At 67.1% G+C, this 13,643-nt stretch carries 14 protein-coding genes; 3 read left to right on the plus strand and 11 right to left on the minus strand.

All coding sequences use genetic code 11. From position 1 onward, the window contains the following. Positions 1–15: 15 nt before the first annotated feature. The 4 genes from ACFVVC_RS10295 to ACFVVC_RS10310 all read right to left on the minus strand — a co-directional run bounded on the left by ACFVVC_RS10295 (position 16) and on the right by ACFVVC_RS10310 (position 2,969). Entirely contained in the window at positions 16–237 is a 222-nt protein-coding gene (locus ACFVVC_RS10295; RefSeq protein ID WP_387452253.1) for a hypothetical protein, read from the minus strand. After that, positions 234–1,481: an anion permease gene (locus ACFVVC_RS10300; RefSeq protein WP_387452256.1), complete on the minus strand. Its 1,248-nt coding sequence runs from the start codon at positions 1,479–1,481 to the stop codon at positions 234–236. Before ACFVVC_RS10300 ends, ACFVVC_RS10295 begins: the two co-directional genes overlap by 4 nt. A gap of 247 nt (positions 1,482–1,728) precedes the next feature. Continuing rightward, positions 1,729–2,403, minus strand: coding sequence for a hypothetical protein (locus tag ACFVVC_RS10305; protein ID WP_387452678.1), 675 nt, complete (start codon positions 2,401–2,403; stop codon positions 1,729–1,731). Between the two features lie 134 nt (positions 2,404–2,537). Further along, positions 2,538–2,969: a VOC family protein gene (locus ACFVVC_RS10310; protein ID WP_387452259.1), complete on the minus strand. Its 432-nt coding sequence runs from the start codon at positions 2,967–2,969 to the stop codon at positions 2,538–2,540. 174 nt (positions 2,970–3,143) lie between these two features. On the opposite strand from ACFVVC_RS10310, the gene ACFVVC_RS10315 reads away from it, so the two are divergent. After that, the gene (locus tag ACFVVC_RS10315; RefSeq protein WP_387452261.1) at positions 3,144–3,764 is read left to right on the plus strand and encodes an L-threonylcarbamoyladenylate synthase; all 621 of its coding nucleotides are present in this window, start codon (positions 3,144–3,146) and stop codon (positions 3,762–3,764) included. Positions 3,765–3,872: 108 nt separating this feature from the next. Here ACFVVC_RS10315 and ligD read toward each other — a convergent pair whose 3' ends face one another. Next, a complete protein-coding gene (gene ligD / locus ACFVVC_RS10320; RefSeq protein WP_387452264.1) occupies positions 3,873–4,910 on the minus strand; it encodes a non-homologous end-joining DNA ligase in 1,038 nt (345 codons plus the stop codon). A gap of 68 nt (positions 4,911–4,978) precedes the next feature. Here ligD and ACFVVC_RS10325 point away from each other — a divergent pair, with 68 nt between their 5' ends. Further along, positions 4,979–5,656 carry an alpha/beta family hydrolase gene (locus tag ACFVVC_RS10325; protein ID WP_387452267.1) on the plus strand — a complete coding sequence of 226 codons (678 nt, stop codon included), beginning with the start codon at positions 4,979–4,981 and terminating at the stop codon, positions 5,654–5,656. Here the strand turns inward: ACFVVC_RS10325 and ACFVVC_RS10330 are convergent. After that, entirely contained in the window at positions 5,637–8,552 is a 2,916-nt protein-coding gene (locus ACFVVC_RS10330) for an AAA family ATPase (RefSeq protein ID WP_387452269.1), read from the minus strand. The genes ACFVVC_RS10325 and ACFVVC_RS10330 overlap by 20 nt on opposite strands. A gap of 157 nt (positions 8,553–8,709) precedes the next feature. Between ACFVVC_RS10330 and ACFVVC_RS10335 the strand changes: the two genes are divergently transcribed. Next, entirely contained in the window at positions 8,710–8,934 is a 225-nt protein-coding gene (locus tag ACFVVC_RS10335) for a hypothetical protein (RefSeq protein ID WP_387452272.1), read from the plus strand. A 12-nt stretch (positions 8,935–8,946) separates the two neighbouring features. Here the strand turns inward: ACFVVC_RS10335 and ACFVVC_RS10340 are convergent, their stop codons facing one another. From ACFVVC_RS10340 to ACFVVC_RS10360, 5 genes are all read right to left on the minus strand, one after another. Continuing rightward, positions 8,947–9,108, minus strand: a complete 162-nt coding sequence (locus tag ACFVVC_RS10340) for a hypothetical protein (protein ID WP_387452275.1) — start codon at positions 9,106–9,108, stop codon at positions 8,947–8,949. A gap of 153 nt (positions 9,109–9,261) precedes the next feature. Further along, on the minus strand, positions 9,262–11,862 hold the full coding sequence (gene hrpB, locus ACFVVC_RS10345) for an ATP-dependent helicase HrpB (RefSeq protein ID WP_387452277.1): 2,601 nt from the start codon (positions 11,860–11,862) through the stop codon (positions 9,262–9,264). Between the two features lie 41 nt (positions 11,863–11,903). Next, positions 11,904–12,491, minus strand: coding sequence for a hypothetical protein (locus tag ACFVVC_RS10350; RefSeq protein ID WP_387452279.1), 588 nt, complete (start codon positions 12,489–12,491; stop codon positions 11,904–11,906). Beyond that, entirely contained in the window at positions 12,481–12,783 is a 303-nt protein-coding gene (locus ACFVVC_RS10355) for a hypothetical protein (RefSeq protein WP_387452282.1), read from the minus strand. The genes ACFVVC_RS10350 and ACFVVC_RS10355 overlap by 11 nt, the downstream gene beginning before the upstream one ends. Positions 12,784–12,916: 133 nt before the next feature. Then, a complete protein-coding gene (locus ACFVVC_RS10360; protein WP_387452284.1) occupies positions 12,917–13,432 on the minus strand; it encodes a flavin reductase family protein in 516 nt (171 codons plus the stop codon). Positions 13,433–13,643: the final 211 nt, after the last annotated feature.

Here is a 13,643-nt window from a genome sequence, read left to right on the forward strand (position 1 = left end):
AACCGGAGGGACCCGCTACTTGGTGAAGTACGGGATGATCAGGTACAGCCCGAAGAGCACGGCCACGCCGCAGAGGGCGAAGCACATGTAGGCCACCGAGCGCTTAATTCCCGGGGATGGTTCCTGGGCGTCGGCGGCGATTGCCGTAAACCTGACGCCGAGCGAATAAAGGGTGACCACCACGGCGGCGGAAATGAGGGTGGTGCCTGCGACGGTCAGGAGTTCCAACCATTTCATCGCTGATTCTCCTTGGGGGTGTTGGCGTCAGCCTCGGCCTTGGCCTGTTCCTTCGCTTTGGCCCGGGCACGTGCCATGGCCTTTTTCTTGGCGAAGCGGACGGCCTGGCCGGCTTCCTCGACCTCGACAGCATTTTGGTGGCCCACGGAGGACTTGCGCGAGTAGAAGAACATGAACAGCACGGCGACGCTGCCTGCCACGGCGGCGATCAGCACGCCCACGGGACCGGTTTTTACCAGCAGGGCCGTCAGGGCGCCGACGATTCCCGCTGCCGGCAAGGTGAAGAGCCAGCCGAGTGCGATCTTGCCCACCATGTTCCAGCGGACGGTGGTTCCGCGGCGTCCCATTCCGGAGCCGATCACGGAGCCTGAGGCCACCTGGGTGGTGGAGAGGGCGAAGCCAAGGTGGGACGAGGCGAGGATGGCAGAGGCGGTGCTGGTCTCAGCCGCGAAGCCCTGCGCGGGCTTGACCTCCGTCAGGCCGGAGCCCATGGTGCGGATGATGCGCCAACCTCCGGCGTAGGTGCCGATCGCAATGGCCAGGGCGCAGGCCGTGATGACCCAGAGTTGCGGGCCCGAGCCGGGAGCCTGGCTCCCCGCGGCGATCAGCACCAGGGTGATGATGCCCATGGTCTTCTGCGCGTCGTTGGTGCCGTGGGCAAGGGCCACCAGGCTGGAGGTGAAGATCTGGCCGGTTCGGAACCCGCCGCGCTTCTGGGTGAGCTTGCTGCCCGTTTCGGGATCGTGGCGGGCGGTCAGCGCGTAGGCCAGCCTGGTGCAGACGTAGGCGGCAAGGCCGGCGATGACCGGGGCGAAGACGGCGGGAAGGATGACCTTCTGCAGCAGGCTCTCGAAGTTGACTGAGCTGAACCCTGCCCCGACAACGGCGGCGCCGATCAAGCCGCCGAAGAGCGCGTGCGATGAGCTGGAGGGAAGGCCCTTGAGCCAGGTGGCCATGTTCCACAAGACGGCACCCATGAGACCGGCGAAGATGATCTCCGGGGTAATCTGCACGCCGCCGGATCCTTCGCGGATGATTCCGCCCGACACCGTTTTGGCAACCTCTGTAGAGAGGAACGCGCCCACCAGGTTCAGGACGGCCGCCAAGGCCACCGCTGTCCGAGGTTTGATGGCGCCCGTTGCAATGGGTGTGGCCATGGCGTTCGCGGTGTCGTGGAACCCGTTCGTGAAGTCGAAAAATAGTGCCAGTGCTATGACCAGCGCCACCATGAAGGTGATATCCACCTGTTGCCCAATCTGCAGAGTCGACGTTCAGCAGTTTCTCCTACCAGGCTGCCTTGCACAGCATAGTTCACCAGCTGTTTGCGTGGAATGACTTGCGGCGGGGGCCGGGACCGGCGGGAAACCTTATCGATCGTACGCGTCCCCGGCATGAGGACAAAACAGTGGCCCGGCCCGGCCAACCGGGTGGCGGCCCGCTGCCGGTGGCTGCGTTTCAGTGGCATTGCGGCCGGTGCTGCAGGGCTCGGCGTCAGCCCTGGTGGAACTGCGCCGGCCGGGGCGGCGCGTCCAGTTCCGGGGCGATCTTTTCCTCGATCGCAGCGACAGTCACATCGGGCAGGACAATCAGGCCGTCGAGTTCGCGGCGGGCCCGTTTGTAGGCGGCCTGGCGTTCGGCGGGGGTGGCTGCCTGGTTCTCCGCGATCATCAGGAGTTTCCGTGCCGTGGCCAGCCGTTCGCGCTCGGGACCGCTGAACCTGCTGTCCCTGATCCGCTTGGCTTCCCGTTCCGCGACGTCGAGCGCCACCGCAAAGTTGTTGACGGCCTGCCGGTACGACTCAAACCCGCTCACCGAGGTGAGGTCCGCGGCAGATGCCGGCCGCTGGCCGTCCGCTTCCCGCTTGGCCCGCAGGAAGGCGACCGTGAGCGGCTCACGGACGTCGGTCATGAGCGGAAAATCGATGAGCTTGCCAACATCGAGTTCGTAGTCAAGCCACCGTTTGTTGGTTGCTTCGTGGGCAGCCATCAGGGCCTGCACCTCTGCCAGGGAGGCCCTCTCGGCTTCGCGCGCCTGGTTCTTCAGGCTATACAGTTCAACCCGGCGCCGGTGGCGCCGCTCGGCGGCCCGCCGCCAGCCGCCGGCCCAGCGGCCGGCGAACGCCATCAGCGGGAAAACCAGCCACCACTTGTCGGAAAGAAATTCCATGAGGGGACTCACCCCTCCATCCTCGCAGGACGAAGGGTCCGCCTCAAGGAGTTGGGCGGGGTGGATTCAGCCGGCCGTGGCGGAGACGTCAGTGGCCTGCCGTCCCCGCCACTTTGGCCCGGAGCACGCTGCGGTCAGGAAGCCTGCGTGGCTTGCGCGCCGTTGACGTTGACCAGCCAGGACACGCCGAAACGGTCGACGCACATACCGAAGACGTCGCCCCACGGCGCCTTTTCCATGGGGACGGTGACCGCGCCGCCCTCGCCGCTGAGCTTTTCGTAGTAGCCCCGGAGCTCTGCTTCGTCGTCGCCGCTGAGGGAAACGGAAATCGATGACCCCGGGTGGAATTCCATGCTGTTGGGGGTATCGGCGCCCATGAGTACCAGGCCCTGCATGGTGGTGAGCATGCCGTGCATGATCTTCTCGGCTTCGGCAGGATCGTCGCTGGCCTGGAAGTCGGCGAACGTGCTCAGTGTCAGTTCGCCGCCAAAGACGGACTGGTAGAAGTTCATTGCCTCGCGGGCGTTGTCCCGGAAGCTCAGGTAGGGATTGAGGATGGTGGGCATAGCGGGTTCTCCTTCACATGGCCGGAACGGGTGCACACACCATCCTGCCCGATCCCACGCTGGCCCGGTAGGGGATGTCTCCCCTGTTCATCCCTTGTTTGGTGGCCCGAAAAGGCAGCCCCAACGTGCCCAGGGTGATGGTGCGGTGCGCCCCCGGGAACGTAGGCTCGGGTCATGGCCAGATTCTTTGATGTTCACCCGCACGACCCCCAGCCGCGCGCCATTGCGCAGGCAGTCAAAATCATTCGCGACGGCGGCCTGATCGCCTACCCCACGGACTCCTGCTACGCCTTGGGAGCCCAGATGGGCAACAAGGAGGCCCTGGACCGGATCCGGAGCATCCGCCATCTGGATGACAAGCACCATTTCACCCTCGTGTGCCGGGATTTCGCCCAGCTGGGACAGTTCGTGAACATCGGAAACGACGTCTTCCGCAGTATCAAGGCCGTCACTCCGGGCAGCTACACGTTCATCCTCCCCGCCACCAAGGAGGTTCCGAAGCGCCTGCTCCATCCGAAGAAGAAAACGGTGGGGGTGCGGATTCCGGACAACCGCGTGGTCCAGGCATTGCTCGCCGAACTCGGTGAGCCCCTGCTCTCCAGCACGCTCCTGCTGCCGGACGAGGAGGAACCGCTGACCGTGGGCTGGGAAATCAAGGAGCGGCTGGACCACCAGGTGGATGCGGTGATCGACGCCGGTGACTGCGGGGCAGAGCCGACCACCGTGGTCGATTTCTCCAGCGGCGTGGCCGAGGTGGTCCGGCACGGCATGGGTGACGCGTCCCGCTTCGAATAGACTCTCGCCGCATTTGCGGGCCCGGGGCACTTTGGCGGCGCCGCCGTCGTAATTTCCGACGACGGCCGGCGTGTCCGTGCCAAAATGCCCCGTTTTGGAGGGCCCGGGTCAGTCGTTGTTGGCGTCAGTCGGCTTTTTCGCCCGGCTGGGCTGCACCCGGGGCGGTTCGCCCGGCATCTTGGGGTAGTCCGGTGGGAAGGGCATCTCGCCGAGGCCGTCCTTACAGTCCCGGTCCCACCACCCCAGCAAGGTGTCGATGGTGCCTGGATTGGCGTGGAAGTTGGCCCAGGGGTCGCCCACGGTCTTCAGCCGCTCCGGGACGGTCAGGACGGTGAAGTCCTTCGGATCGGCCTGCTCGAGTTCCGCCCAGGTGATGGGGCAGGACACCGGGGCGTGCGGCAGTGCGCGCGGGCTGTAGGCGCCGGCGATGGTACGGTCCCGGTTTGCTTGGTTGAAGTCCAGGAACACCCGGCGGCCCCGTTCCTCCTTCCACCAGGCGGTGGTGACTTTGTCCGGCATGCGCCGTTCAACTTCACGGGCTGCGGCGATGACGGCGTGGCGGACATCGAGGAACTCGCGGGTTGGTTCGATGGGAGCGTAGACGTGCAGGCCGCGGTTTCCGGAGGTCTTGATGAAGCCGGTGAGGCCGGCCTCGGCGAGGACGTCCTTGAGGACCAGGGCTGCGGGGACGGCGTCGCCGAAATCTGTTCCTGGCTGCGGGTCGAGGTCGATGCGAAGTTGGTCCGGGTTGTCGGTGTTTTCCGCGCGGGACGGCCAGGGGTGGAAGACCACGGTGTTCATCTGGACGGCCCAGACGGCAGCTGCCGGTTCGTCAAGGACCAGTTGGGGATGGGACCTGGCGCTGGGGTACACCACCTTGACGGACCTGACGAAGTCCGGCGTGCCTTTTGGCGGGTTCTTCGAGAAGAACATCTCGCCTTCGATGTTGTCCGAGTACCGCTGGAGGGACACGGGCCGGTCCCCATTGGCGGCAATGAATGCCTCCCCCACGTCGCAGATGTACCTGGCGAGGTCCAGCTTGGTCAGGCCCAAGTCCGGAAAGAGGACGCGGCTGGGGCTGGAAATGCGCATTTCGCGTTCGCCGTTCGGACCCTGGACAGTGATGGTGGTCTGTTCGCTCGCCATGGGGACAACGTACACCCGGGCGCGGGCGGGGACCGGCATATGCGGCTGTCCTCAGGCATGATGGATCCATGCCCCGCCCCGATCAGCAGCTCGTCATCACTGCAGGTGACGCCACGTTTTCGGCCCTCTACGCACGCCCGGAGCACCCCACCGCTACAGTGGTGGTGGCGCACGGCGCAGGGGCCGGAATGGACCACCCGTTCTTGCGTGGGTTCACGGACGCCCTGAACGGGCTGGGCCTGGCCACCCTGCGCTTCAATTTTCCGTACCGGGAGGCAGGGCGGAAGTTCCCCGACCGCCCTCCGGCTGCAATCGCCGCCTGGCGGGCCGCCTTGGACACAGCCCATGCCCGGGCGGAGGCCAGCGGCGACAGCGGCCCCGTCTGGGCGGCGGGCAAGTCGTTCGGCGGCAGGATGGCATCCATGGCCGTTGCCGACGGCATGGAAGCCAAAGGCCTGGTGTATTTGGGCTACCCGCTGCATCCTCCCGGCAAGCCCGAGAAACTCCGAGATGAGCACCTGTACGGGATCACGGCGCCGATGCTCTTCCTGCAGGGAACGCGCGACACGTTTGCCACGCCTGACATTTTGACGGACGTCGTGGCCCGGATCGGACCAACTGCCGTACTGGAGTGGGTGGAGGGCGGCGACCACTCCTTTGCGGTGGCGGGCAAAAAGCGGCCCGCAGATGAAGTGGGCGCGTCCCTGGCCCTTCCGGTGGCGGTGTTCATCGCTTCACAGGGTTGATCGTATTTACCTTGGCCAACCGGGCCAGGTCTACCCGGTTGGTGGCCCCTGTTTTCCGCAAGAGGTTGGAAATGTGGGAACTGACGGTCTTTTCGCTGATGACCAGTGCTGTCGCAATTTCCCTGTAGGTCCTGCCAGCGATCACGCATTCCAGGATGTCCAGTTCTCGGGGCGTGAGCCCGGGCAGATGTGCCCGGCTGTCGTGGTCAGGTGGCTCGACGACCGTGGGGACGCGTGCCTGTACGGCCAGTTCCTCCAGCGCTTCCTGCTCGGGGCGGGCCTGGAGTTCACCGGCCAGTGCCAGCCCGCGCCGCAGAACGGGAGCAACGCGGTACCGCCCGGATTGTCCGTGGAGCATCATCGCCTCCACAGCCCGTCGGCAGCAGTAGGCTTCCTCCCAGGGCAGGGTTCCCGCGCTGAAGGCGTCGGCAGCCCGGACCCAGGCTGATCCGTTGTCCGGCACCTGCCGGATCCTGCCCAGTTCGGCGGCATAAAGCAGCGAAAAGGCCTTGGTTTGACGGCGGTACAGGTCGCTGTGCGAGCCTGGTTCAAAGAGCCCGGCCGGAAAGCGCAGCTCCAACTGCTTGGCTTCAGCAAGAAATTCCTCCGCGGAGAGGCCGGTATCCCTGGCCTGCTGTGCCTGGTCCGCCAGTGCGCGGGCGGCCAGCGGGAGCAGCCACTCACACATGGTGGGTGCGGGTCCGGGAAGGCTGGCGACTGCAACCGCGGACTCATAGGACTTCCTGAAATGGCCGACCGAGGACTCAACTTCGGCGCGGACAGCGGCGAAATTAAGGTTCACGAATGCATTGCTGTCAATGTTGACTTCTTCCGCCCGTGCCAAGTGGGCCGCCGCTTCGGTACCCCGGCCCTGCAGAAGCGCAAGCCTGGCGGCGGTGAGCCGTCCGCTGACGTCCCCCATCGGGCCGGGATCGAGGCTCATCGCGATCCTCAATGCCGTTTGGGCACCCCGCCAGTTGCCAACGGCCAAGTAGCTGGCGGCTTCGTCAGCCGCCAGCTTAGCGACGTATGTGTGTGGGCCGCCGTGTGCGGCCAGCTCCAGCCGGCCGGCGTGAAGCAGGTCCGCGTAAAGGCAGCTCGTCCAGGCTTCCTGGGCATTCGCCAGCCAAAGTGTGGCGTGCACGTAACCCCAAAAATCACGTGCCTTGAGCGCTTCCGCGGCGGCTTCGGCTGCAAGTACTTTTGCCCGGCCGGGTTGGTTGCCAAAGACATCCACCATGGCGGCGGCGGTGAGCGCGTAGGCCAGCGCCCGTGGGTGTCCACTCCGGCGGGCTGTCTCCACTGCCCGTGCGGCTGCGGCAGCTCCACCAGGAACGCCGTTCCATTGGGATGAATGTGAGAGTTCAGCCAAAGCGAACGAGTACTGCCAACTCTCCCGCGAAGCCGCAGAGAGCCTGACCGCTTCGATGACGTCCTCCATGGCGAAGAACTGCTGGCCAGTGGAATGGCGAAGATGAACGCGGCGGACCAGGAGCTCCGCAGCGTCCAAGGGTTCGGCAGCCCTGTCCATCCCTGCCAGCAGAGCATCCACAGCCTCCAGTTCGGCCGCGAAAGCACCTGAAGCGAAGGCAGCTGACCTGATCCGCTCCCACAACTCTTGCTGCGGCCTTTCCGAACCGGACACTTGAGGGTAAATCGACGCCGCGCGCTGCAGCATGCGCAGCCTCTCGGCGGCCGAGCCGGCACCATCCTTCGGATCGGCGGCAGCGAGAGCCCAGCGGTAGGCGTCGCCGGTATTGCCGGCCCAATAATAGTGATCCGCGAGGGCGGCGGGCAGTCGCAGGTCCGGGTCCACGCTGGCCCGCAATTCATACATTGCAGCGAAAGAGCCGTGCAGGATCCTACGTTCGTCCGCGGACAGGTCCCGTTCAAGCGCCTCGGCAATCAGTGGATGGTGGAACCAGTACGCGCCGTCGGGGCCACGGTCCAGAATTCCGGCATCAACTGCAGCCTTCAGGAGCAGCGGGACTTCCTTGCTGCTCGGAAGGTGCCCAATCTCTGCGACGGCGGCCAGGTCCTGTTCCGTCACTTCCCGTCCGGCCACCGCCACGAGGCGTGTGAGGTCGCGTGCACCTTGAGGCAAACCGCGCCATGATCTGAGGACAGCCTGTTTGAGGTCCCCACTCAGGCCGCCGGGAATTTCAGCCGCGTCCGCAGGCAGGCCCTCGACAAGCAGGGCCGTGAAATAGGGGTTCCCGGCAGTCCGGGAAAACACCTCCGTCACCAGCGGCTGCCGTGGCGGTGTCCCCATGATTCCCGCAATCTGCGCCGCCGTCCCTGGCCTGTCAAGTGGGCCGAGATCCATGGTCCTGACGTTCGGCAGCCGCCGTACATCGGCAAGCCATGTCCGCAATGGATGGCTTTCGCCAAGTTCACCCGCCCGAAAGGTACAAACAATCCCCAGTCGCCGATCGGCCATTCCGGCTGCCAGATACATCAGCACGTCCAGGGTGTCCTGGTCGGCCCAGTGCAGATCATCAACCACCAGGACGACGGGCGACGTGGCGCTGATCGACGTGAGCCAGTCCTCCACAAGCAGGGGCACGTTCCCGGCTGTGCCGCCGTCCAATGCCCGGGTTAACGGCAGGCCGGGCCGGTAGAAGGGGGCGCAGCGAAGGGCTGAGCGCAATCCAAGGTAGGGTACCGTCAAGTCGCCCAACGGCAGCGCGGCTCCCTTGAGGATCACAATCCCGGGCTTCGCGGCACGACACGCAGCCTGAACCAGCGCCGTCTTGCCGACACCGGCGTCGCCGGAAATGATGGTCGTCCGAGCCGCGCCCGTCCAAAGAGCGTCCACGATATCCGTGAGCGCCGCAAGTTCCCGATCGCGCCCCACCAGGGCGGGTCCATCAGTGCATCCATCGCTGGCCACCATCACAGCTTCCCACCACCGTTGGCCAGGGCATAGGGGCCACCGGCCAGGAAATAAGGGGCCGGAGCCGGCTTCTTGAGGGTCCTTGCCGGAGGTGCCCGGCCTGAGGGCGGCGCATAGTACGAGCATCAGTTCGTACCATCAGCAGGGAGGCCGGATCATGGCTGCAACACTCGGTTCACCACGCGTCTTCGTTCGCCTGGCGGGCCTTCTTCTCCTCGTATCACTGGCCACCCCCGGGTTGGCGGCCGGGTCGGTGGGTGAGGCACCCGGACCGAGCTTTGTACCATGCGCCTTGGAGCGGATCGGCACACAGTTGGTCCGGTGCGACAATCTGACCGGCACCGGTGTTGAGGCGCCGTTCTGGATTCCCGAACAGCAGTAACGGCTGACGCTGCTAAGCGGCGTCCTCGTGCCACCAGCCTTCCCACGCAGCGGACGTGAGCTGTCCGGCAGGGAAAGCGCGCGCGGCGGATTCCTCGGACCGACCCTCGTGGCTACGGCCGCCGTCGCCGCGCCGGACATCGAGCAAGAGGTTCAGGCTGTTCAAGAGAAACATGGTTCAGTCCTTCCTGGTGGTGTATGGACAACGCCGTCCATGTAGGAAGGAGCCTAGCCAGCGGATGTTTCACCACGGCGACAAGAGGTTTCGGCTGTGTATCGGAGACCTCACGGGCCCGTTGCGGGCGCTGTGCACCGCCCGTAACCGGCCCTAAGTGCGTGGCTTGGCGCGTGCGGTCGCCGGGGCTGACCATGGATCCTCCGGCCAGGGGTGCTTGGGGTAGCGGCCGCGCATTTCGGTGCGCACCTGGGCGTACGGGCCGGACCAGAAGGAGGTCAGGTCGTCCGTGACGGCCAGGGGGCGGCGTGCCGGGGAGAGCAGGTGGAAGAGCACCGGCACCCTTCCACCGGCCAACCGCGGTGATTCGGCCAGCCCGAAGCACTCCTGGAGTTTCACCGCCACCACGGGCGCGGCGCCGTCGTCACCCGGCTCCGGGTACTCGACCCGGATCCTCGAACCACTGGGAACTTCAAGCCATTCCGGAGCGAGTTCATCAAGCCTCGCGGCCTCGGGCCAGGGAAGCAGCCCGCGGAGCGCCCCGGCCAGGTCAAGGGAATCCAGCGGCGACCCAGCGGCGAGGGCTTCCAACCCGGTCCCCAGCCACTCTTCCAGCCGCGCCAGCAGGGCCGTATCCGAGACATCCGGCCACGGCTCCCCCACCTTGCGGTGCAGGAAGGCGAGCCGGCTTCGGAAGGAGGCCGCCGCCGGCGGCCAGGAAAGGGCCGCCAGCCCGCCCGCCTGGAAAGTGGCTGCCACCGCGGTCCTGCCCTGGGCGGCAGTGGGACGCACCGGTGTCGAGGACAGCACGATCGCACCCAGCCGCTTGGTCTTGCGGGCCGTCAGGCGCCCAGCGCTGAAGTGCGTGTCCACGGTTTCGACGAGCAGGTTCGCCGCCGCCGCTTCGGCCATGGTGGCGGACAGGGGTGCTGCTGCGCGGATCACGGCACCGGTTCCGGCCGCATCCCGGCCCCCGGCCCGCGAAACGTCGGCCACGGCCAGCCATTCATGGCCTGAGAGGGTACTGCCTCCGGGGAGCCCCGCCCGGGTGCCTGATGTGAACAGGTACTGCCCGGACCCCTCGCCGCCAGGCACGCGGCGTGCCACGCGGTCGGGATAGGCGAGGGCGACGACGGCGCCAACAGCTTCGCCTTGGCCGGCCAACGCGGGGGGGACCGGGGCACGGCGGTCCGGCTGCCGGCGTGCCAGCGACGCAAGGCGTTTGGTTTCCTCGGCCCAACGCCGGCCGGCAGGTCCGGGATCGGCCCGGAGCTGTGACAGGAGGCGGGGCAGGTCCGCTCCGGGCGCGCGATGGTCCCCGGAGAGCGCAGCCACCACCTCGGCGGCCAGCCGGGTCCCGCCGGACGCGGCGCCTTCGAGCAACGCCCGGGCAAGCCGGGGATCGGCGGGTATTGCAGCGAGCAGCCTGCCCTCGGCCGTCACATGGCCGTCGTCGGCTATGGCGCCCAGCTCCCGCAGGACCTCGACGGCGTCGTCCATGGCCTGGCGGGGCGGCGCGTCCGGCAGGGGCAAGCCCTCCCCGCCGGGCGAGCCCCAGCAGGCCAGGGTCAACGCCGCACTGGTCAGGTCGGCCACGTTGATCTCCGGCGTGACGTGCGCCGGCGCGGCACCATAGGCCTGCTGGCTGTAACAGCGGACCACGGTGCCCGGGCCCTGCCGGGCGGCGCGTCCTGCGCGCTGCTCGGCGGATGCCCGGGAACACGAAACGGTGACCAGCCCGTTCATCCCGCGGCCCGCGTCGCGCCTCGGCTCCCGGGCCAGGCCGGAATCGATCACCAGCCGTACACCGGGTACCGTCAGGGAGGACTCGGCGAGGTCCGTGGAGACGATGATCCGCGCACTTTCCCCGGGGCGGCGTCCGGAGACCGCCCTGTCCTGTTCCGCCGCACCAATCTGGCCGTGCAGTTCCAGGACCTCCACGCCACGGCCCATCCTGCCGCGCAGGGCCGCGGCCACGTGCGAGACCTCCCGGGCGCCGGGAACGAACACCAGGGCGTCCACGGAGCTGCCCGCCGCAGCGTGGGCATCCGCGGCCGTGGCGGCGACCTGGTCAAGAAAGGCCCGCGTCACTCCTCCGGCGTCAAGGCGCGGCCCCTGCGCCGGGAGCCACTGCACCTCGAGCGGGTAATGCACCGACGGGCAGTCCACCACAGGCACCGGGCCGCCGGAGTTGCCCAGCAGCGCAGCGAACCGGGGCGCGTCGAGGGTGGCGGACATAGCGACGACGGCAAGGTCCCCGCGCAGCTGGCGGACCTCGGCGAGCATCCCGACCAGGAGGTCAGTTTCGAGGCCGCGTTCGTGCACCTCGTCCAGGACGACGGCGGACGTCCCGTCCAGGCCCGGGTCCGCCAACAGGCGGCGCAGGAGGATGCCGGGGGTGACGAACTCAACCCGGGTCGGCGGGCCGGCCCGGCGTTCGCCGCGTACCGTGTAGCCCACCCGGCCGGCCGCCGGGCTGCCGTCAAGTTCCGAGAGCCGCCGTGCGGCTGCCCGCGCCGCGACGCGCCGCGGCTGGGTGACCACGACGCGACCGGACCGGCCAACCAGGTTGGCCAGCAGCGGCGGAACGAGGGTGGTCTTTCCTGTTCCCGGCGGGGCCTGCACCACGGCGGCCGCATCCGGGCCCGCTTCCAGTGCCTGCCGCAGCCGGGCAAGGGAAGCCGCGAAGGCAAGGCCGGCTCCAATTGCTCGGAGATCGAAGCCGTTGTCGGGGTGGCCGGCAGGAGGAATCATGCGTCCATTCTCCCTCGATCGGCAGGATCGCTGCCTGCCGGTCAGGGCTTGCCTTGGCCTTTGGCCTTACCCTTGGCTTCCTTCGCCGTGGCCGAACGCCCGGCTCCCGGAGCGTCGGCGGCAGGCGCCGGTTCCGGCGCCGCGGTGGCCACGGCCGGTTCAGCCGGAACGCTTCCAGTGTCACTTGGAGCGCCGGACAGCTCGACGCCGGCCGGGTCAGCCCCTGGCGCTTCGGGCGCCGCCGCTGCGGCCACGTGCTCTGCGATGTCGGCCCGGACCGAGGCCAGTGCGCTTTCGATGCCGTTGTACCGCTCCGGTGAAAGCCGCCCATCCGCCGCCGCGTCGCCGAGGTCCTTCTCCAATGCCTGGAGCGCTGACAGGGCGCCGTCCATCCGGTCTTCGGCCGCCGCCTGGCTGATGCCCAGCACCCGGATCTGGAAGCCGCGCAGCAGGCCTTGGTCGGTACGCCCGGGACCGATAGAGGCAGCGCCTGCCACCAGCGAGGCCGCGACGGCGATGCACACGAGGACCAGGACACGCGTTCCGCGGCGGTGGCCGGGCCCGGTGCCCTGCGCGCCCGGCGGCACGGCGCGGTTATTGTCCGTGACGGGCCCGGCTTCAGGCCGCATGCCGGCCGCGGAGCGAAATGACGGAGGCGGCGCGCAGCGGCAGGACGGTTACGCTGGCGGGATCCGCGGGTTCCTGGACTGCTTGTGTCCTTCGCGAAGCGGAAGTTGATCGGGCCAGGACGTAGCGGGCAGCAGTGCGGATCAGTGTGGTGATGAACAAGCCGATCCCCATCCCGAGGAGCGCGTGTCCTGCCACGTAGTGCTGCACGGCTCCCGGGCCGCCCTCCGCTGCGATCGCCACGCCGCCAACGGTCAGCATCACTGACAGGGCCGTTCCTGAGATCACACCCATGGCTCCTGCTCCATCCCATTTGATCAGCACGCTTACTGGTATTGCTCAGCAAGCTTACTACTTGAGGGGATTGATTCAAGAGCACGCAATGTTGCCGGTCCGGATAACGGACCAGCCTTGGAACCGGCGCCGGTCAGCCTGCAGCTTCGAGCAGGCTTTCGGCCGGGGAGATCCCGGCGTAACGCCCCTTGAAGAACAAGAGCGGCTCAGCGTCCACCCGGGCATCCAAGTGCCGCACCGCGGCCACCACGATGGTGTGGTCGCCGCCGTCGTATTCTGCGTGCAGTTCGCAGTCGAGCCAGGCCAGGGCGTCATCCAGGACCGGATTGCCCAACGGCGACGACGTGTGGCCGACTCCGGCGAACTTGTCCGCCCCCGAGCGGGCGAACTGCCCCGCGAGGTGCTGGTGTTCAGCCGGGAGGATGTTGATGGCGAAGGCGCCGGCATTGCGCAGCACGGGCCAAGTGGTGGACGTACGCGCCGGGCTGAACGTGACGAGCGCCGGGTCCAGGGACAGGGACGCGAACGACTGGCAGGTAAAGCCTGCCGGCCCCTGTGGCGTAGAGCTCGTAATTACCGTCAATCCGCTGGCAAAGGTTCCAAAAATATCCCGAAGCCGGCGGGGAGCGAGATCTGATGTGGCGGTCATGATGTGGCCTCTCTTTGGATCGTTACCTCACCAAACCATTACCCAATTGCTTTCGACAACCGCGAACGAAATGCACTGACGCGGACCGCAATGGAGCTTCATGCCGGTACTTCCAGCGTCATAACGAGAGTTCATGACGCGCTGAATGACGTCCTTTTACTGCGCATTTATTTCTGTGTCCCGCAATTTCGATTTGTTTATCCAGGTGTCA

This window comes from Pseudarthrobacter sp. NPDC058196, from assembly GCF_042882685.1.
In the GTDB taxonomy this organism is placed as follows: Bacteria; Actinomycetota; Actinomycetes; order Actinomycetales; family Micrococcaceae; genus Arthrobacter.